Source organism: Streptomyces sp. NPDC046860, from assembly GCF_040645115.1.
Classification (GTDB): domain Bacteria; phylum Actinomycetota; class Actinomycetes; order Streptomycetales; family Streptomycetaceae; genus Streptomyces.
Genome location: NZ_JBEYXQ010000002.1, coordinates 127982 through 146458, shown reverse-complemented (window position 1 = coordinate 146458; position 18477 = coordinate 127982). Strand labels below are relative to the sequence as shown.

The following is an 18477-nucleotide window of genomic DNA, read 5'->3' as shown; positions in this document are numbered from 1 at the left end:
TCGCAGTGGCTGGTTGAGATCGTGTGATCTGTGCGGCGTCATAGAGTTCATGTTCATGACGATCACTTCGGGAAGGTCAGCGCTGTGGCTTGACCAGCGGTTTGTTCAGCTCGCTTCAGCTCGGACCATCTCGGTTCTGGGCAATGGGTTCGCTCGGGTGGCCTTGGCCTTCTCCGTGCTGGCACTTCCCGGCGCCAGTCCCGGGAAGCTATCGCTGGTACTCGCCTGCCAATCGCTGCCCCAATTGGTGTTCATCCTGCTCGGGGGCGTAATCGCGGACAGGATGTCACGGTCTCGCCTCATGGCCATTGCCGACGGTGTTGGGGCATTCGCCTATGCGGGCCTGGCGGCAATGACTCTGACCAGGCATGCACCCTTGGCTCTGATGTGCGCACTGGCGGTGGTGGCGGGTCTGGCGACCGCACTGTTCGCACCGGCCATGGACGGTGTCGTGCCGCTCGTGGTCCCCGCAGACCGATTGCAGCAGGCCAACGGTCTCCTGCGGATGAGCACGAACACGTGCCTCTTTCTCGGCCTCGCGCTGTCGGGCGTGGTCGTCGCATGGGTCGGTGCTGGTTGGGCCTTGGCACTAAATGCTGTCTCTTTCGTGGTCAGTGCGGTGCTGACGGGGCGGCTGCGATTGCCCGCCAGACCGGTAGAGGCGTCCTCCGTGTGGACAGACCTGCGTGCGGGCTGGCAGGAGTTCACCTCACGGCAGTGGTTGTGGGTGGTTGTCGCCCAGTGCACAGCTGTAGTCGCCGTCTTCAGTGCGACCCTCGGAGTTCTCGGGCCGTTGGAAGCTCAACAGCATCTGGGCGGGGCCAGGTCGTGGTCGATCATCGTGGCCGCCCAAGCTCTGGGAGCAATCGCGGGCGCCGGACTGGCTGTGCGGGTCCGGGTCACCCGACCGATCCTGGTCGCGGTCCTCGCCACTTTCCCTGCAGCGCTGCCCATGGTCTTCCTGAGTATCTCGGCACCGGTCTGGCTGATCGCCGCCGCCACCTTCTGCGCTGGTGTCGCCAGCGACATCTTCAACGTGCTGTGGGCCAGCACCTTGCAACGAGAGATTCCAGAGCAGGTACTTTCGCGCGTGAGCTCCTACGACTTGTTCGGATCCCTTGCCTTCGCCCCGCTTGGCCTGCTCGCCGCTGGCCCCGTGGCTCAAGGGGTCGGTTCGGGCACGGCTCTGGTCGGCTGCGCAGCTGTCGTCGTATTCGCCACTCTTGCCGCCCTGGCGTCTCCCCAAGTCAGGGCACTTCGACGCTCTACATCCCCGCTCCAGGCATCTGTAGCTACAAGCGATCAGACTGGCGAAGAAGTCCCCCGCTGATTCCTGCCTACCTGAGACACTGTGCGCTTGAGACACCTGTGCAGGTCACATAACGCCGTCGAGCACCAGGCCGTCGGGCAGGGCGGCGGCCGCACGGACCAGGTCGGGGAAGCGGGTCTGGAGCAGCGCTCCCCGGCGGGACTGGATCTGCACGGACGCGACCGCCTCGCTCGGCGTAAACACCAGGCCGCGGTATCCGTCGAATTTGGGTTGGAAGGAGAGATCGCCCCGCATCCGGGGTGGGGGTAGCTGGTCGCTCGCCTGCGCGAGCATCGGCTCCACCGGCGGTCGCAGCACCATGAGTCCGGTCTACGGCGAAAGCGACGGCCCCGCGACTCCGGATCACGAGCACGCCGAGCACCTCAGGCGGCGCCCGGCCGACGCCATCTGCGCCACGCCCTACCGGGGATGCGCTGGCACGGCGCCCCGTGTGTCCCGTGCCAGTGAACCTTGACTGTTTGCCATCGAAGTTTGATCGGCATCGTTAGGTGTTCAGGATGCTTGGTCAGCGCCCGTGTTCGCCGGCGCCCAGTTCGGGGTCGTTGGCCATGGCATGCAGCGTCGCGGCAGCCTGGGAATCGGTGAGCAGGGTACCGGTGGCCCGGCGGCGCGCGTCCTCGGCAAGGCCGAGCTCGGCTTCAAGCGCGAGCATCGCCGGAGGCGTGTCGGTGGACGGCGTGCCGTCGGGGTTGTGGCCGAGGCAGAGGAGCGGCTCCGGCAGGGCACCGCAGCGAGGACAGCGCAGATCGTCGGGGATGGGCTCGGACATCGCGTCGCGTCTCCTTGAGCTGCGGTACTCAACCTTCGTTGACACTAACTCGCGTCCGTCAAGGTTCGATGGCAAACGGTCAAGGTTCACTGGCACGGGACACCGTGGAACAGTGCAGCAGCCGTGTCTGGCCCAGGATGCACAGAAAATCGAACACGTGCTCTAATACGGGTATGAGCTCTCTCCCTGATGACCTCGTGGCCGCGCACCGGGAGTGGCACGCCGTCTACCGGCAGCTCAGCCTCCGGCCCAGCACCGCGCTCCGGCGGCGACTGCTCGCCCTGTCCGCCGACGTACTGGTCCACCCGCACTGGCAGGGCCGCACCGGGGCGTGGGCCGCCCTGCATGGTGGTGCTCGTCATGGCCGAGCTGCCTGACGACGCGCCTCGGCTCCGAGTGCTCTGCGACTACCTGGACCGGCAGATCGCGGAGACCGACACGGTCGCCACATACCTGGGCCTCCTGCGTGCCGAGGTGCGGCAGGCGCTCGCGCGGGCCGAACGGCAGGCCCCACGGCAGCGCTCGATGCGACGAGCCAAGGGCGCAGACGGCCCTCTGCCCTCAGCGGGATTTGCCCGGCCCGCGCGGGCGGGCGACTACGAGGTCCAGATGATGCGCGCCCCGGACGATCCCGGCGACATTGTCGTGCACGTGGCCGGCTGCGACCAGATCACGGGCACGCCGCGCAAAATGCGGGCCGATGAAGCTCGCGCTGCGCTCACGGAGGGCATCACGCCGTGTTCAACCTGTTGCCCTGAAACCGAGCTGGGCATTGACGTCGCATGAGTAGCACGGTGCCCCTTCGTTCTGTTGCTCAGGCAAGACCTCCGTGCTGCTCTGTCTCGGCGGCGCTGTTCGCGCTGAGAGGTGACGGCATTCCCGGTGACGAGTGAGCTTCGCCTGCGTCCGATGGAAGGACGCGATTCCGTCATGGTGGGCCTGAGTAGCATGTTCACGCGTCGGGCAGGGCCGTCCTTTCGATTTGGCGAGCCACCCTGGCGAGCTTGCGACGAGGCGGCGGACGAGAGCAGCGTGCTTTACCGGGTTCCGTACGTGCGGGTTCAGGAGCTGAGGCGCGGTATTGCTTTGCGTTCGTGCCCACGATGACCGAGGTGTTCGGAAGTGAACACTTCGCCAGATCATCTGCGACGGTCCCGACGCCGGAGGCCGTTGCGGACGCGATGGCACGCACGCTCAGGCCAGCCGCCCGAAGTGAGGCGACGACGTCTCTTCGCTGCTCGCGAGGGAGTGGTCGGCCTGCTGAACATCCCCGTTGCGGCTGCTCTGCCCATGTCCCTTGGCTGGAGTGAAGGAGGAAGGGACGGGCGGGATGGGCGGCGAGGCCGCGGCCGGGGACCGGGGCGCGCTCAGCCGGTGGCGCGGCGGCCGGACCCGCCGCGCCACCCCGCCGCCGGCCCCGGCGGCCGGGCCGGGACGAAAGTCGCCGATGCCGTGGTGCTGTCCTCCGGACGGCAAGCCCCACCAAGGGGTGAGGCGGGACACTCCCGCCAGACGGAGGTACTGCTGTGACTGTTCGATTCATGGGTAGCCCGCTCGCCGGGATCGAGCTGACGTCCACCGACGCCCCGTGGGTCAACGGCTGGTTCACGGTCAGGGCGGGTCCTACACTCGGTTACGGCCCCGCCCAAGGGCTGGAAGGACGAGCTGGCCGAGCGCTGGAAGGCCGCCCGCCCGGACGGCGCTCCGTCCCCCGGCCTCGGCCGACTTCGCCCAGGACACGCTCGGCTCCGGCTTAGGCGTCGCTACGGTCCCGGCGCAAGGAGGTGTAGCTCGTCACGCCCAGCGCAACCAGGGCGGCAATGGCCTCCATGCCGGTGAGCTCCGGCCCCGTCCCTGTTCTCACTTCCGCGACCCGCCGCCACACGTTTTCCATGGAGCTGTTGGCGCTGTCGGGAAGGGGAGCGGCGAGAGGGTCCCCGAGCCCCTGGAAGTCTGCAACAGGGATGGGCTTGGGCGACTCGCTGCGCAGGACGGTGATCTGTGAGTCGGCGTTGGTCGTGCTGAGCAAGACGCCCGTCTCCCAGGAGCAGGCCACTCGGCTGATCCGCGGCTCGGTGACGTTCAGCGCAAGCCCGGTGAGCACCCAGCGGACCGTGGCGGTGTACCACACGTGCCCACCGCTCTGGTAGGCGCACACATCGTTGACTGGCCCCAAATGGGCTGTGGGCGCCACCAGCCAGCCCCGCAGGGCCGCCCGTTCACTAGGACCGTTGGTGCCGTCCGCGTTCATCTCTGGCCACAGCGAGCCGAAGAACGCGACCGTGCTGGTGTCGGCCACGTCGAACGCCCACCGGCAGAGGGCTTCCCGCGCGATGGTCGCCGCCGCCGGGGGCACACCGAGACGGGCCTGAACCGCGGCCTCGTCCACCTCCGTGGGCTGAGTGAACTGGGCGACCACCGGGTCAAGCGACGTGTAGTGCTTGAACCGTCCCTCCAGCCCCTTCAGGTCCGAGCCCATCGGCTCAGCGTACGACGTGCCGTGCCCGAAGTCGTCCGTGTTCTTGCTGATGAAGTACACCGTCTCGTCGGGGTGATCGCGCGCGTACTCGACAGCGGTCAGCCAGATCGCAGCGTCCCGAGCGCCGGTCTTGACCGGCTTCTTCCCTGCCTTCATCTCCAGCTGCTTGCACGGCGCCAGTACGTTGGCCTCACGAAACGCGGCTTCCTGCAGAACCTGGGCGCTCTGTGGAAGCACGTCCACGATGGCGGCGAAGGAGTCCCGTTCGTGCTGGCGTACACGCTCCGGCTCGTAGTCCGGCAGCTGAGTGGGCAGGCCCCAGGGCGTGTTGGTTCGCAGTGCCTCGACGGCCGCGTACGCCGCGTCGTACTTGGCCTTGTGCTTCAACGCCCTCTGCGCGGCCAGCTCCTCCATCACCGTCCACGGGACGGCGACACTCTCGACCCCCGTCGCGCGGATCGTCTTGAGCAGGTCGGCGCTCGCCCTATCGGGGGTGATGCTCCACAGGATGCTCGTGTCCAAGATGATCAAGGTGGGCGGCTCCAGCTCTCCAGTGCGTCCGTGTGAGCACTTAGCCTCTCAGCCCGAAGAGCCCGCCCGCATTCACGATTCGATCACAAGCCGAGCGTCTGGCCCCCCTCGTCGCCGCAGGTTGACGCTCATCAGCTCTGGCGGGACGTAGGACACGTCAAACAGTGCGCCCGCCTCGTCGTAGATCAGCAGGTCCAGGCCGCTGTCTTCGAACCGCAGCCCTGTGGACAGAGTCCGCGCACCGACGGTGAACGACCTCACTCGCGGGACTGTGTTTCCTGGGAGCCGAGAATTTGCCCGCCGACACAGGCGGCCCTGGAATGATGAATCACCACATCGCACCAGATGGCCAAAGGGGACGAATGGGCCTGCACATTTCGCGGATCGAGATACGCAACTTCCGCAACTTCCGGCACCTCGTCGTCGACGACTTCCCCACCCATGCCGTGATCGTCGGCGAGAACGGCGTCGGCAAGTCGAACCTGCTGGAAGCGATCCGCCTAGTCCTCGACCCGTCCATCTCCGATGCGCGGCGGATGCTGCGCGAGGAAGACGTCTGGGAAGGGCACCCCGCAGGCCTCGCCGGCGGAGCAGAAGTGACCATCGTGGTCGAGCTGCGCGGCTTCGACGACGATGCTGGCGCCAAGAGCATCCTGTCCAGCGCCACGGTGGACTTCGACCCCTATGTAGCGCGGCTGACCTACCGCTTCGCCCCGCGCACTGAAGTATCAACCGCTGACGGTTCCCAGGTGCAGCCCGCCGGTCGGCCGCTGACCGCGAAGGACTACGATGTCGTCGTCTTCGCCGGCGACCGTGAGACCAACGACGTGCGGGCCATCCGCCGCGCGGTGGCCCTGCGCGTCCTTCCGGCCCTGCGTGATGCTGAAGGAGACCTCCACAACTGGCGGCGCAGCCCGATGCGGGACCTCCTCGAACGACTTCCCTTGGACCCGGCGAACCTGGAAGCCACCGCCTCGGCGATCGCCGTAGCCGTCGACCAGCTCACCAAGGACGACAACGTCGCCAAGCTGGAGAGACACCTGACGGACCGGCTGGGAGACATGTTCGGGCCCCGCCTGGCCGTCCAGCCCACCCTCGGCTTCGCCTCCTCCAAGCCGGACGAACTGATCCGCGCCGTACGCCTGTTCTTCGACACGGCCCGCCGCAGGAGTATCTCCGACACCAGCCTGGGCAGCGCCAACGTCATCTACCTCGGTCTGCTCCTCGAAGCCCTCAGCCAGCAGCGACTCGACGAAGAGTTCATCGCCACCCTGGTCGCCGTGGAAGAGCCCGAGGCCCACCTCCACGTCACCCTCCAGCGACACCTCTTCGGGTATCTGCTGCGCACCGGGCCGTCGCTCCTCCTCACCACCCACAGCCCGCACATCGCCGCCGTCGCCCCGGTCCGCTCCTTCATCGTGCTGCGCGCCACGGAGAACGGCACGACCGGAGCCACCACGTCCGCCCTCCCCGTCAGCGACGAGGAAGCCGCGGACCTGGAGCGCTACCTCGACGTCAGCCGTGCCGAGGTCCTCTTCGCCTCCGCCGTTGTGCTGGTCGAAGGACTGGCCGAGCTGTACATCCTCCCCGCCCTGGCCGAGGCCGCCGGATTCGACCTGGACGGCTACGGCATCGTGGTGGCCAGCGCCCACGGCACCGACTTCAAGCCATACCGGGCGCTCCTCGGCCCGAAGGGCCTTGACACCCCCCATGTGGTCCTCACCGACGGAGACGCCGCCCTCGATAAGCGCGGTGTGCGGGAAGCCGGCCTCAAGCGGGGCGCGAAACTCCACCCCGAGGCATCGCGCAGCACGGCACTCCTGAAGCAGATTGCCCTGCTTCCGGACGGCGGTGCGGCCGATTACCGAACGATCCGCGATCCCCTCGCCGCAGAGCTCCAGGGCCACGGCATCTTCATCGGCGCCCAGACCCTGGAGACCGACCTGTGCTCCCTGTTCGGCGAGGAGATCATCCAGGCCTTCGAGGAGCTGAACAGCAACACCACCGCGCGAGACGACGTGAGCCGCGGGGTCGCCAACGAGCGGAATACGACCGTCGACCCCGAGCTGCGGAAGAAGATGCTCAAGCGGATCGGCGCCCTCGGCAAGGGCCGCTTCGCACAGCGCCTCGCCGCACACATCGCACGGGTCGACCTCCACGGACGCATCCGAGCCGCAACCCAGACCCCCTGGAACCTTGCACTCGACGAGCAGGCCCTGCGTCGCCTGGGCACGGCTTCCTACATCTTCCTGGCCATGGAACGCATCAGCCTCGCGGCCCGTGGAACGTCACTGTTCCCCGACTCCTCGACGCCGCACGTCAACGGGCAGGGCAGCGATGCAGCTCAGTGACACCCTGCTCGCGGAGCTCGAAAGTCTGCACCCCAGGCAGCGGGCCGCCGTTCTCCACGACGGCAACGTCGTTCTGCGGGCCGGCCCCGGAAGCGGGAAGACACGCACCCTCGTCGCCCGGATCGCCTACGTCCTCCAGACGCAGATCTCGCCCTTCCGCGGCGTCGCCTGCATCACCTACACCAACCCGGCGGCCGAGGAGATCCGCCGCCGCGTTCACCGCAGCGGCGTGCGCGCCGAGGGACGGATCACCTGCTCCACCGTGCACGCCTTCTGCCTGAACGAAATCCTGCGCGCCTTCGGACACCTGACCGGGCAGCCGACGCCCGAGGCGGGACAAGTCCTCAGCAAGGCGGCCATCGAGGCACTCCTGCAGCGCTGCTTCGACCAGGCCGGCATTGGCGAGGTCCTCGCCCAGCACCGCGTGCCACAGAGCACCAAGATCCGCCGGGCCCTAGCCTGCAACGAAGCCCTGGACAGCTTCGACCCGCGGGAAGTCCAGGCCGCACGCCTCTACGACGAACAGCTCATCCTTCGAGGCGAGATCGACTTCGAGGCCATGGTCATCCGGGCCGTGCACCTCGTCAGGGAGCACGCACATGTCCGCGACCTCCTGCGTGCCCGCTTCCCCCACCTCGTCGTCGACGAGTACCAAGACCTCGGCGGAGTCCTTCACGAGCTCGTCCTCGCCCTGCGCGACCTGGCCGGCATCACCGTCTTCGCCGTCGGGGACACCGACCAGTCCGTCTACGGCTTCACCGGCGCCGACGCCAAGTACCTGACCGAACTGGCGGACCGAGAGGACTTCCGCGACCTCGAACTCGAGGTCAACTACCGCAGCGGCCAGGACATCATCACCGCCGCCGAAGCCGCCCTCGGACTCTCCAGAGGCCGCCTCGCCCGCGAAGGCGCACCCCCCGGCGACGTCAACCTCGAACAGGTCGAGGGAGGCCTCCAAGACCATGCCCGAGTGACCTGCGACCTCGTCGAACAGGCACAGAGCAAGGGCATCAGCCCCGAGCGGATCGCCATCCTCTACCCCGCTCGGGGACGCCTGCTCGACGAGGTACGCCGTGAACTCACACGACGGACGCTGGACTTCCGGCACGAGGGCGACGACAAGCTGCCCGCTGGCAGCCTCTCCCGCTTCGTCCAGCGCTGTGCGGCCCGCGCCGTCACCAACTACCAGATCCACGCCGCATCCGGCGCCGACCGCGCCGACATGCTGCGCCGTGCGCAAGCACCGTCCCTTGCCGCCCTGTCCCGCGCCCTCACCACACTGCACACCGAGGCCCAGCTCCCCCCGCCTCCCTCGCGGCTCTTCCTGCCCAGGGCTCTGCAACAGTGCCTCGACCCCGCGGCGCTCTACCCCGCCGACGCCCCGGCCCTCGCCTGGCTGGAGCAGCTGCGCGCCGCCTTGGCCCTCGACGAAGTAGCCGCAGGACACCCTGATCAGGACAACACGAGCAGCCTCGCCGACCTGGCCGGTCTGTGCCGGTCCAAGGACCTTGTGCTGCAGGACCTGGCGCGCGGCGAGGAAGTCGTCGGGAAAGTCCTGCTCGCCACCTACCACGCGGCCAAGGGACGAGAGTTCGACACGGTGATCCTGCCGGGCCTCCTCCAAGGCCTCATACCGCGCGATGTCCCCAGCGGGAAGCAGTGGCGGAAGCCCACGGAAGCCGAGCTCGAGGAGCAAAGGCGCACCTTCTACGTCGCCCTCACCCGCGCCGAGTCGACCGTAACCATGATCGTCGGCCCCGGGTACGAAACCAAGAACGGATACTGGATGTCCCTTGGCCCCTCGGCCTTCGTGATCGAGATGGCGCGGCGTCTCTTCCCCAAGGAAGAGACCTGACCAGGCGGGCGCACCCGTGACCGGACCGTCTGGCGGGGGTCCGGGGCATCCTCCCCGCCGCTGGTAGCGGCCCGCGCCGCCAGGCGGTGACGTACGAGACCCCGGGCCCTGTCGGCGGGCCCGGGGTCTCACGGCGGGTGGGGAGCGGTTAGAGGTTGTCCCAGTAGCTCTCCCGCTCGGAGGGCGGCCCGAACCGCGTGATGGGCCCGCAGGTGCAGTTCCCGCCCTCGTACAACTCCTCGTCACACTCCTCGTGGTGCTCCCGCACCGGCCGCTTCATTGGGGCCGCCGACAGCGCGGGCTGCGCGGTGGGCGGCTCCTGGGCGGGCGGCTCCGGGGCGGCCTTCGCCGGGGCGGGGCCCGCCCACTCCATGCCCAGCGCGGCGAGGGCGGCGCGCTGCTCCGCAGTGAGCTTGTCCCGCCGGCTCTTGGTGTTCGAGAGCCACACCCCCAGCTTCACCGGCTCCGCCTCGCCGTCGACCACGACGTCCACCACGGCGTCGCGCGGGACGGGCCGCTGTCCCTCCTTCTCCACCCACTGGGTGAGGGCGGTCAGGCCGCGCTGGAAGGCGGCCTCCGCCTTGCTCCCGGCCTTACGCGCGCCCTGGAGGGCGGCAAGCGCCAAAGTGAGCTCCGGCGTGGCGGCGGCCGCCACGGGGAGGGCCGCGCCCCGCACGCCCAGCGCCTCCAGCCGCTCGCGCTGTTCGGGCATCAGCTGCGCCCAGGCGCCCACCTCCTGCTGCCTCCACCGCCACGTCCCGATGTCGTCGCCCTCGAACGTGACGCCGGGCGCGATGCAGGGCAGGACGCCGTCGGCGTCGGCAAGGTCGGCGAGCACCCGGTAGTGGCGCTGCCAGTTCAGCGGCCAGGGGCAGTTCCAGTCCGGGTCGACCGCCGCCAGCTGCTTCCCGCGCTCCGCCGCGCGCTTCGGGTCTTTCCCGAGACCGCCCTTCCTGCGGAGGTTGGCCATGTGCGGCCATGAGGCGACAGTTCGCCTGGGGCAGACAGGAAATACCACGGAAAGACTGGCCAACGTGTGCGAGGCCATGTCAACGTAGACGACCTTGCAAGAAACCCCAGGTCAGAGAGGTGATTACCCGTGTCCGTGGCGCCTGCCGGCCCTGGATTCTCCACTACGATCGAGGCCCTGCGACTGCACGAGTGGCAGCTCGGCGCCGGTCAGCCCGCGCTCGTTACAAACTTGTTCTCAGCTGAGGACTTCCACCTCGTCGTGGACGACCGCGCCGACGTCCACGTCAGCTCCAAGGACGGTCGGTTTTATCTCGGATGGTTCCCTCTTGGGCGCCCCGGAACCGAGGGCGTGGGCTGGGTGGTAGCGGTCACCGGCACGGCCTCGGTGCCCGGCTACCACCTGTCGTTCGACACCGAGACGCCGGCCGACATCGTGGCCGCCGCCGTAGCACGTGTGCTGGAGACCGCACAGCGCGCTTGAAAGCGCGCCCCCCCGGCAGTTTTCGCTCCGAGAGCGGCTGCCTTTATGCCGCCCGGAGCGTCCCTCCGCCCCCCATCTTCACGTTTCAGGAGGCTGTTCGTGCTGTCCCCGGAAATGACCGTCGGCGAACTCATCGACCTGTTGTCGCAATGCGACCGGAGTTCTCCGGTCCGTCAGGCCATGAACCCGTTCTTCCCGATGGCACACCGCCTCGCCCAGGTCGTCCAGGCGGTGGACCGCGGCGGTCAGACCGTGGTCTATCTCGCCGAAGGGCGGGACGAGGCCACGCAGCTCGGCCTGCTGCCGCCCGAGGTCGCTGTCGCCCTCGCTTGGCAGGGCGACACCGAGTCGCCCCCTTCCCGTCCCCGTCGCAGTGCCGGCGGTAAGTAGAACCCCATCAACCCATTGGAGGCGCCCCTGTACCCCGACCCCCCGTGCGACCCGTCCACTCCGGCTGACGGGCAGACCGCGTTCTGGGTCGGTCCCCGGCACCTGGCGGGAGACGACGGCCGCCTCTACGACGTCGTCGCCGACACGCTCGGCGGTCTGGGCTGGACGAGCCTGACGATCGTCCGGGGACGCCAGGAGCCGGACGAAGCAGATGAGGACCGGCAGGTGCTGCGCAGCACCGTCCTGCATATCAGCCCCGATGCCCTGCGCTGGGCTCAGTGGAGCCTGGCGGACGAACCGGTCAGCCTGGGAGATCTGCCGATCGCCTGGCAGATATCCGCCCGCGAGGACGCGAGCAGCCCGATCGCGACGTGGTCCGCCTACTTCACTCCGGAGGTCCCCGGCGAGGCGGTGGCCGACTTCCTCGTCACGCTCGACGCCCGCAACCAGCCCGCCGAACCCCTCGTCGCCCCCGAGCTGGTTCTCAACGCGGTGTCCAGGCACAACTGGTTCCGCGATATCGACCGGCCCCACATGGGAGCCGCAGACCCTACGTTCGCATCGCACATCAGCCTCGGCGAGGTGCCGTCCCTGATCCAGGACGGCGATCCTCGAGCCCTGACTGAGGGAGTCGATGACGCCGGTCAGGCCGGATGGCAGGCATGGGCCGAGCCCGTGCTCGGTGCTCCGTGCTTCTGGGTGGCGTCATTCGGAGCCAGCGTGCCGCACGACCTCGTGGCCGCTTTCGCCGCCTCCCTCAGCTCGACCGCACCGGTGCTCCGGCGGGTACTGCCCGCAGCAACCAAGGAGCGACTCGTGCGAGTCCCAGCCAGCTAGAACTCACTCGCGTCTCATTCCTCGCCACTCGGAGGTGGTTACTTGCTCTTTGCAGGATGCGACTGGTCGGACCAGTGGCTCGACGTCGCCGTTGTCGACCGGTCCGGAGCTGTCGTCGGCGAGACCCGGATCGTCTACGCCGAAACTTCAGATCCGGTCGCCCGCTACCGGGAGTTCCTCGCGCCACTCGGGCGCCGGTGGCGAGCGACGGTCACCGGGATCGAGGACGTGAACATCCTGTTCGCCCGATCCCTGGCAGCGTCCGGCATGGACGTCGTTCATGTGGATCCCACCCGCGCGGCCCGCCACCGCGCCGCCTTCGGCACCCCCAAGACCGATCGCGCTGACGCGCGGCTGATCGCCTCGATGACCCGCGCCGGGGAAGGCCGCCCCATCGTCGTGAACTCCCCGGGCGCAGAGGCACTTCGCGTGGTCACGCACGCCCATCGGGCCGCCGTGAACGCCCGTGTCGAAGCCCTGCACGTTCTACGGGCTTCCCTGACGCGGATCTGGCCAGCGGCCGTATCCGCGTGGCCGGCCGGTGTCGGTGGCCTGCGCAGTCCCCAGGCACTGGCCGTCCTGGCCGCCGCCCCCGGGCCCCGCGCGGCCGCCCGGCTGGACCGTACGAGGCTGGCTGCGCTGCTGATCGCAGGGGGCAGGAAGCGCAGGGTAGAGGACGAAGCCGAGCGCTTGCGCATGATCTTCGCCCGACCGGTGATGCTGCTCGATCCCCGGGTCGAGGAGGCCGAGGCTCTGCGCATCGGCCACCTTGTTGCCGCTCTCCACGAGGCAGTCCGGCGAGCCGACGATCTCGAGCGGGAGCTGGGGCAGCACTACGCCGCCCATCCCTTCCACCCGCTGGTCGCCCACATTCCCGGAGTGGGCACGGTCCTCGGCGCCTACCTCCTCGCGGAGATCGGTGACCGGCCGCTCCAGCGCTTCGGCAGCGGCCGCTCCCTTGCCGCCTACGCCGGCGTGGCGCCGGTCACCTGGGCCTCCGGCCAGACCGTACGGGTCGCCTTCCGCCGGGCGTCCTCCACATATCTGCGCAGCACGCTGCACACGGTGGCCTTCTCCATGACCAGTCACTCGCCGGGCGCCCGCGCGTACTACCAGAAGCGCCGTGACGCCGGGGACGCGCACGCCACCGCGCTGAGGAAGCTGGGACGCAAAGTCCTGCTGAGCCTCTACCACTGCATGGCTACCGGCACACCGTACGAGGACGCCCTCGCCTTCGGCTACGAACCGGAGCCGGGCGGGGTCCCATACCTCCGACGGCAGAAGCCGCTCGACGAAGAGCAGATCGCACGCGCCCGCGAGATGCTCGCCACGCCTCACACGACCGTCGCCGCTACGGCACGGGCTTTCGGAGTCAGCCCGCAGACGATCTACCGACACGTTCTCCACCGCTCTTGGAAGCGGTGACACCCGGGGCCGACCTGTTCGGCCCGAGAGTGGAGGCGTTCACCGTGCGGCGGTGAAGGCCCCTGCTCTCGGCCAGAGCAGGAGAGGCGGGCGGGCCGGGGGACGCCCGAAGATATCCCTGGGCCCCTGGAGCCCCAACGTGGGAATGGCGCCCTCGGATCCCGTCCGCCTCGTTCAGGCCCGGCGCCCGCGGCAGGCACGAACTGCGGCGTGGCCGTGCTCGATCAGCAAAGCCCGGCCTCCCCTAGGGGAGGCCGGGCTTTCGTGCACCCACGCTGGGGTGGGACGGCGCCCCGGCCGCACGGTGACGGCCGGGGCCCGAGGATCAGGCGGCTGCTGTCGCCTTGGTGAGGGCCTTGTCGAGGTGGCGGTCGACGAGAGCCGGGGAGCCGGAGACGATCAGCAGGACGCTGCCGTCGCGGATCGCAGTCTGCTGCACCACGGTGCTCCGCCCCGCGGCGGAGAACGTCAGGAGCTGGCTCCACTGCTCGTCACCGAGCCTGACGGGCGCGGGCAGCTTCCGGGAGGTCACGTCGATCGAGGTTCCGCCCGCCACGACCTGATAGGCGGAGCATCGGGTCATGGCATCGGAGACTCGACCGATGACGTCGGACAGCTTGTTCGGGCTGTCGCTGTAAAGCGCCTCGGAGACCTCCGAGTCGCTGCCGGAGCCGTAGGCGAAGGTGGTCTTCGCGTTGCGCGGGAAGGTGAGCTGGCCGCCGGTGGCCGCGTTGCCGCCCAGCTTGCTCAGGGCCGGGCAGCCGATGACGGTCACGTCCTCGTGCTCAGCGGGCTGCTCCGGCTTGCGGAGGTAGCCGCTGCCCAGGTCCTGCCGGTCGAGCAGGCGCTTCTCCAGCGCCGCCGACGAGAGCGGAGCCGCGTTGGGGAGGGCATCGGCCGGCGTACGCGAGGGGGTGGGGGTGGGGGTGCGGGGCTCGGCCCCGGTGGTGCTGGTGGAGCAGGCGGGCACCGCGAGGAGAGCGGCGGTGATACCCAGGACGGTGGCGGCGACGCGAACGCGCACGATGAATGGACCCCTTGACGGTAGGTGACTGATGGTCAGTACGGGCCTCGTGGCCCGGTGGGGTCGTAGGGGTGGGGTTCAGCGGCCGTGGTGGCGCAGGCACTCCTCGAACGTGGCGTACGTTGCGTCGGCCGGGCCGGAATTCCGGTTGAACCAGGCGGTGTCGAGTCGGGGCTCCTGCTGCTGGTGGCCGGCCCGGCAGCGCAGCCAGATCTGGTCCCGGGTCGAGAGGACCAGCCAGTCCCGGTACGCCCCGCACTGCTGGCATGCCACCAGCTCACCGCCGACAGCGAGAGGCTGCTTCCACGGCATCATCTTGCCGTCGACCTGGTCGTGGCTGAGCACACGCAGCTCCGGCGGGAGGAAGTCGTCCACCGTGGTGGACGACTCGGCTCGCTCCAGTTCCGCCCGTACCTGGTCGACTTCCCGCGGCACCTGGCTTTCGAGTTGCGCCGACATCTCTAGAAACTCGCGCTGGTCCTCGCTGGATTTGGTGGCCCGTCGGCGTATCCGGTGCAGCAACCTGTCAGCCCTCCCGTTGCCTGGTCCTGCTCGCGTCATGATCGTCCCTCAGTGCGCCCGGCGACTTCAATTCACAAAGTCGACAGTCGGGTTCCGTGAGAGCGAGGCACCCTTCATGCCCGGCGGCCAGACGGGGAGCGTTTCTGTGTTCGGGCGGCGGCCGGTGCTCACCGGATGTTGCCCGTTGCCTCCTCGCCACGAGTACGGCCGGGCGAGCTGGGTCGGGACACCGACCTGCGGGTTGCGGACGGGCTGGTCACGGCGTTGTTCGCGGGCGAAGCGGAGGCGTCGGCGGGCAGCTCGCCCAGGTGACGCAGCCGCCACATCAGCACATCGCTGATGGAGTCGGCGCTGTGGAGTTCGCGGTGCCCGACTGCGGCGGACAGGAGGGCCGCCGTGTCGCGGCCTGCTGCTTCGGCGTCCGCGATGGTCGCGGCCAGGGCGTACCAGCCGGGCTCGGCGAGGATCTGGTCGGCCAGGGCGGGCACGGCATCGCGGATCACCACGCTCTGCCGGTGGAGGACGGTTCGGTTCAGTCGCCGACCCCGCTGGTGGAGGACGGCCAGGGGCTGTGCGGCTGCATTCTGGTAGGCGGCGCGCAGGTGCTCGGCGGTCTGCCGGGCGGCGGCGGCCTGCTGGGCGTGGCCCTTTTTCGCGTGCCAGTGCACGGCGGCGGTGACGAGGAAGACGAGCATGTCGATCGCCATCGCGGTTGTCGCTCCGTCCTCGCCACGGCCCAGGGCGGGGCCGCCGTGGACGAGATCGCGGGCGGCTTGCCGCAGGGCCTGGTCGTGGCCGCGCTCGGCGCGGACGTGAGAGCGGGATGCCCGCTCGAAGGCGAAGGCGGCGTCGCGCAGTTCGCGACGGGTGTGAGCGGCCGAGGTCGTGGCGAGGGCGTCCAGCACCTCGCCTGCCGCTGCGATGGACCCTGCGACGGCCGCATCCTTGCCCTGCTCGATGATGCGCACGGCCTGCCACGCGGCTGCCGCCGTCGTGCGCCGGGCGGCGGCGGGGGCACCGGGCCCTCCGCGTGCGAGTGCCTCCGGCTGTACGCCCTGAGGCTCTGACTGGGTGTTGTCGGCGGACCAGCGTTGCCGGATGCGTGGCAGGGACAGGTCCGGGGCCAGGCGTGCGCCGGGGTAGAACACCGGCTCGCTGTTCTTGTTCCGGTCGTCGGGCAGGGCGACCTTGTACCCCAGGAGGTCACCGGAGGGTGCGGAGCGCTTGCGGATCAGGAGGCCGGCCGAGGCGAGCCGGGCGAAGAACTCGTCCTCGCCGCGCGCGCCGGCCACCGCGCGCCGGACGGTTTCCCTCAGCTCCTCACGGGCGGTGCGCTCGCGGCCCTGCCGCTCGGCCTTGTGGCGCTCGGCGCTGGTGGGCCGCTTCGCGGCGGTGCCATCGCCCTTGGTCAGGCGACGAAGGCCCATTTCCCGTTCGAGGGTGCGGGCCTGGGCCTGGACGCGGACGGCGTCGTGGTCGAGGTCGGGCTTGAAGCCGTCTTCCCGAACGAGGGTGGCGATGATGTGGATGTGGTCGTCGGCGTGCCGTACGGCCACCCACCGGCAGCCACCGCCCAGTTCGGGGTCGTCGATGCCGGCGGCGGCGACCATGCGCCTGGCGACCTCACCCCACTCCTGGTCGGTCAGGATTCGGTCCTCCGCGGCGTTGCGGACCGAGAGATGCCACACGTGCTTCGTCGGCCGGTGAGCCTCCTCGATGTTCTCGACGGGCTGGTCGAGGAGCTGCTGGAGATGCTTGAGGGTGGCGGCCGGATCTCGGCCGGGGTCGGGGGCATTGTGGTCCCAGGAAGCGACCAGATGGGGGTCGGTGTGCTCCTCGTACTTACCTGGCCCGTACAGGTAGGAGAGGAGGCCGATGGTGCGCTGTCCGCGCTTCTGGATCCTGGGGATCATGCCGGTGACGGGGTCCTAGTGCTGGTGGAGGAGCCGGTCGGTGGCGTGCTGGACACGCTGGACCGCCCGGTCGGTGGCCGCGATGACCGCATCGAGTTCCGGCGGGTGGGCACCGGCGTTGATCGCGCGGGCGATCTGGTTGAGGTTGCTGCCGACATGTCCCAGGTACCGGCGGGCGGCGAAGAACTCGGCGATCACCGCACGCTCATCGGCGACGGCGCTCGCGGTCCGTTCGAGGTCCTGGGCGGCGGAGAGCGCGGCGCGGGCGAGGAAGCCCGCGAGGGTGAGCCCGGCGGCCTTCGCGCCGGCGGACACAAGAGCGAGTTCGTCATCGCTGAAGCGTGTGTTGCGGACATGCGGACGCTGGCGGCGCTGGTACTTGCGGCGGCGGGTGCGCGGCTGCTCAGGTCTCTCCCATGTCCCTGCTGGCTGCGATCCGCCCTCGGTCGCAGCCTCCTCGTCTGGCGTCCCCCGGCGCCGGACGAGCCCCTGCCCCACGGGGGCAGGGGAACCCTTGGATACTCCGGCCTGGGCGGAGTATCCAAGGGGATAACTTGCTCTGCCTGAGACCGAGTTGGGGTCGGCGGCAGGTGCCGAGGTCGGGTCGTTCCGGATCGGGTTCGCCATCAGGACGCGGGCCTCGTGGAGCGGATGCGGTGCTGGACGGTGGCGACCAGCGCGAGGACGTCGGCCGCCCCCGCCAGGACCTGCACGCGGCCCGCGTGCGTGTGCTGGACGAGCCACTGGCCCGTCGGCATGAGGACGGCGGCGTGCAGGACTTGCTGACGGACGAGTGCGTCCGCCCATGCACTGGCCTCGGCGGCGGTGGGTCCGGATGAGCGTCGATGGGGCGACGTCACGGAGTGTCTCCTACAAGTGGGGGAGGGGGCGGTGACCCGGCTTCCAGCCGGGTCACCTGGGGCGGATAGTGGCGGTGAGCTGCGTCTTTGCGTGTTCACCCACATTCAGGGCATCGTCCGACGTGGACGTTGAGCGCGCGGGCCATCCGCGCCTTCGTGGAGACGGCCTGCTTTGCGCTGGACTTCGCCGCCGGTCGTCCCTCGTGTCGCGCGGAGTGGGCGAGCATGAATGTGATCTCCCGCTCGTATTCCGAGCGCAGGGTCGTGAATCGCGTGCAGGTCTTCATCCGGCGGTGGTCCTTGTTCTTGAGGCGTTGTCGTCGCGCAATTTCGCGAGGACGAGGCTCAGCCGTTCGTTTCGGCCGCCCTTGAGGTCTTCGCGGCGCAGGATCTCCCGCAGCTGAACGCGCGTGAGGGATGCGTTGCCGTCCCGCTTGAGCAGGGCGGGGATATGGGGGAGGACCTGCTCGACGAGCTGGTCCACGGACGGCTCTGGCCTGTTGGGTCGACGCTTCGCTTGGGAGGTGCGGGGCCGTCCGCTCCGCTGCCCGGTGCCCGGGGACCGCGGGGTGGGCCTCCGCCGGAGGGGGACCGAGTGGTCCCGGTCCCCGGTGGGTTCGGTTCCCGTGTCGGCCGGTTCCCGGTCCCCGGTGGGTTCGGTTCCCGTGTCGGCCGGTTCCCGGTCCCCGGTGGGTTCGGTTCCCGTGTCGGCCGGTTCCCGGTCCCCGGTGGGGTTCG

At 69.4% G+C, this 18477-nt stretch carries 20 protein-coding genes and 1 pseudogene; 9 read left to right on the top strand and 12 right to left on the bottom strand.

Annotated features, from left to right (window positions below):
* The first annotated feature begins 55 nt into the window (after positions 1-55).
* Positions 56-1330, top strand: coding sequence for an MFS transporter (locus tag ABZ898_RS04125; protein WP_361652542.1), 1275 nt, complete (start codon positions 56-58; stop codon positions 1328-1330).
* A gap of 45 nt (positions 1331-1375) precedes the next feature.
* On the opposite strand, the gene ABZ898_RS04120 is transcribed toward ABZ898_RS04125, so the two are convergent.
* On the bottom strand, positions 1376-1630 hold the full coding sequence (locus ABZ898_RS04120; RefSeq protein ID WP_361652540.1) for a hypothetical protein: 255 nt from the start codon (positions 1628-1630) through the stop codon (positions 1376-1378).
* 205 nt (positions 1631-1835) lie between these two features.
* The gene (locus ABZ898_RS04115; protein ID WP_361652538.1) at positions 1836-2099 is read right to left on the bottom strand and encodes a hypothetical protein; all 264 of its coding nucleotides are present in this window, start codon (positions 2097-2099) and stop codon (positions 1836-1838) included.
* A gap of 173 nt (positions 2100-2272) precedes the next feature.
* Here ABZ898_RS04115 and ABZ898_RS04110 point away from each other — a divergent pair, with 173 nt between their 5' ends.
* On the top strand, positions 2273-2476 hold the full coding sequence (locus ABZ898_RS04110) for a hypothetical protein (protein WP_361652536.1): 204 nt from the start codon (positions 2273-2275) through the stop codon (positions 2474-2476).
* Positions 2460-2885, top strand: a complete 426-nt coding sequence (locus ABZ898_RS04105; protein WP_361652534.1) for a DUF6233 domain-containing protein — start codon at positions 2460-2462, stop codon at positions 2883-2885. Before ABZ898_RS04110 ends, ABZ898_RS04105 begins: the two co-directional genes overlap by 17 nt.
* Positions 2886-3852: 967 nt before the next feature.
* Here the strand turns inward: ABZ898_RS04105 and ABZ898_RS04100 are convergent.
* On the bottom strand, positions 3853-5100 hold the full coding sequence (locus ABZ898_RS04100; protein ID WP_361652532.1) for a PIN domain-containing protein: 1248 nt from the start codon (positions 5098-5100) through the stop codon (positions 3853-3855).
* 81 nt (positions 5101-5181) lie between these two features.
* A complete protein-coding gene (locus ABZ898_RS04095) occupies positions 5182-5370 on the bottom strand; it encodes a hypothetical protein (protein ID WP_361652530.1) in 189 nt (62 codons plus the stop codon).
* A 101-nt stretch (positions 5371-5471) separates the two neighbouring features.
* Here ABZ898_RS04095 and ABZ898_RS04090 point away from each other — a divergent pair, with 101 nt between their 5' ends.
* Both ABZ898_RS04090 and ABZ898_RS04085 read left to right on the top strand, forming a co-directional pair.
* The gene (locus tag ABZ898_RS04090; protein ID WP_361652528.1) at positions 5472-7460 is read left to right on the top strand and encodes an AAA family ATPase; all 1989 of its coding nucleotides are present in this window, start codon (positions 5472-5474) and stop codon (positions 7458-7460) included.
* On the top strand, positions 7447-9315 hold the full coding sequence (locus tag ABZ898_RS04085; RefSeq protein ID WP_361652526.1) for an ATP-dependent helicase: 1869 nt from the start codon (positions 7447-7449) through the stop codon (positions 9313-9315). Before ABZ898_RS04090 ends, ABZ898_RS04085 begins: the two co-directional genes overlap by 14 nt.
* A gap of 148 nt (positions 9316-9463) precedes the next feature.
* On the opposite strand, the pseudogene ABZ898_RS04080 reads toward ABZ898_RS04085, so the two are convergent.
* Positions 9464-10288, bottom strand: a pseudogene (locus ABZ898_RS04080) (helicase associated domain-containing protein); the annotation flags it as partial.
* A 126-nt stretch (positions 10289-10414) separates the two neighbouring features.
* Between ABZ898_RS04080 and ABZ898_RS04075 the strand changes: the two are divergent.
* The 4 genes from ABZ898_RS04075 to ABZ898_RS04060 all read left to right on the top strand — a co-directional run bounded on the left by ABZ898_RS04075 (position 10415) and on the right by ABZ898_RS04060 (position 13420).
* Complete coding sequence (locus ABZ898_RS04075; RefSeq protein ID WP_361652524.1) at positions 10415-10768, top strand: DUF317 domain-containing protein; 354 nt, start codon at positions 10415-10417, stop codon at positions 10766-10768.
* A 99-nt stretch (positions 10769-10867) separates the two neighbouring features.
* Positions 10868-11158 carry a hypothetical protein gene (locus ABZ898_RS04070; RefSeq protein WP_361652522.1) on the top strand — a complete coding sequence of 97 codons (291 nt, stop codon included), beginning with the start codon at positions 10868-10870 and terminating at the stop codon, positions 11156-11158.
* Between the two features lie 15 nt (positions 11159-11173).
* Positions 11174-11995 (top strand): DUF317 domain-containing protein, encoded by an 822-nt coding sequence (locus tag ABZ898_RS04065; protein ID WP_361652520.1) that lies wholly within the window; start codon positions 11174-11176, stop codon positions 11993-11995.
* A gap of 42 nt (positions 11996-12037) precedes the next feature.
* On the top strand, positions 12038-13420 hold the full coding sequence (locus ABZ898_RS04060; protein ID WP_361652518.1) for an IS110 family transposase: 1383 nt from the start codon (positions 12038-12040) through the stop codon (positions 13418-13420).
* Positions 13421-13745: 325 nt separating this feature from the next.
* Here ABZ898_RS04060 and ABZ898_RS04055 read toward each other — a convergent pair whose 3' ends face one another.
* From ABZ898_RS04055 to ABZ898_RS04025, 7 genes are all read right to left on the bottom strand, one after another.
* Positions 13746-14444, bottom strand: a complete 699-nt coding sequence (locus ABZ898_RS04055; protein WP_361652516.1) for a hypothetical protein — start codon at positions 14442-14444, stop codon at positions 13746-13748.
* Positions 14445-14522: 78 nt separating this feature from the next.
* Positions 14523-14966, bottom strand: a complete 444-nt coding sequence (locus ABZ898_RS04050; RefSeq protein ID WP_361652514.1) for a hypothetical protein — start codon at positions 14964-14966, stop codon at positions 14523-14525.
* A 167-nt stretch (positions 14967-15133) separates the two neighbouring features.
* Entirely contained in the window at positions 15134-16879 is a 1746-nt protein-coding gene (locus ABZ898_RS04045) for a mobilization protein (protein WP_361652512.1), read from the bottom strand.
* A 15-nt stretch (positions 16880-16894) separates the two neighbouring features.
* Positions 16895-17194, bottom strand: coding sequence for a plasmid mobilization relaxosome protein MobC (gene mobC / locus ABZ898_RS04040; protein ID WP_361652510.1), 300 nt, complete (start codon positions 17192-17194; stop codon positions 16895-16897).
* A gap of 311 nt (positions 17195-17505) precedes the next feature.
* Complete coding sequence (locus ABZ898_RS04035) at positions 17506-17739, bottom strand: hypothetical protein (RefSeq protein ID WP_361652508.1); 234 nt, start codon at positions 17737-17739, stop codon at positions 17506-17508.
* Positions 17740-17834: 95 nt separating this feature from the next.
* Positions 17835-18026: a hypothetical protein gene (locus ABZ898_RS04030; protein ID WP_361652506.1), complete on the bottom strand. Its 192-nt coding sequence runs from the start codon at positions 18024-18026 to the stop codon at positions 17835-17837.
* Complete coding sequence (locus tag ABZ898_RS04025) at positions 18023-18223, bottom strand: hypothetical protein (RefSeq protein ID WP_361652504.1); 201 nt, start codon at positions 18221-18223, stop codon at positions 18023-18025. Before ABZ898_RS04025 ends, ABZ898_RS04030 begins: the two co-directional genes overlap by 4 nt.
* Between the last annotated feature and the right edge of the window lie 254 nt (positions 18224-18477).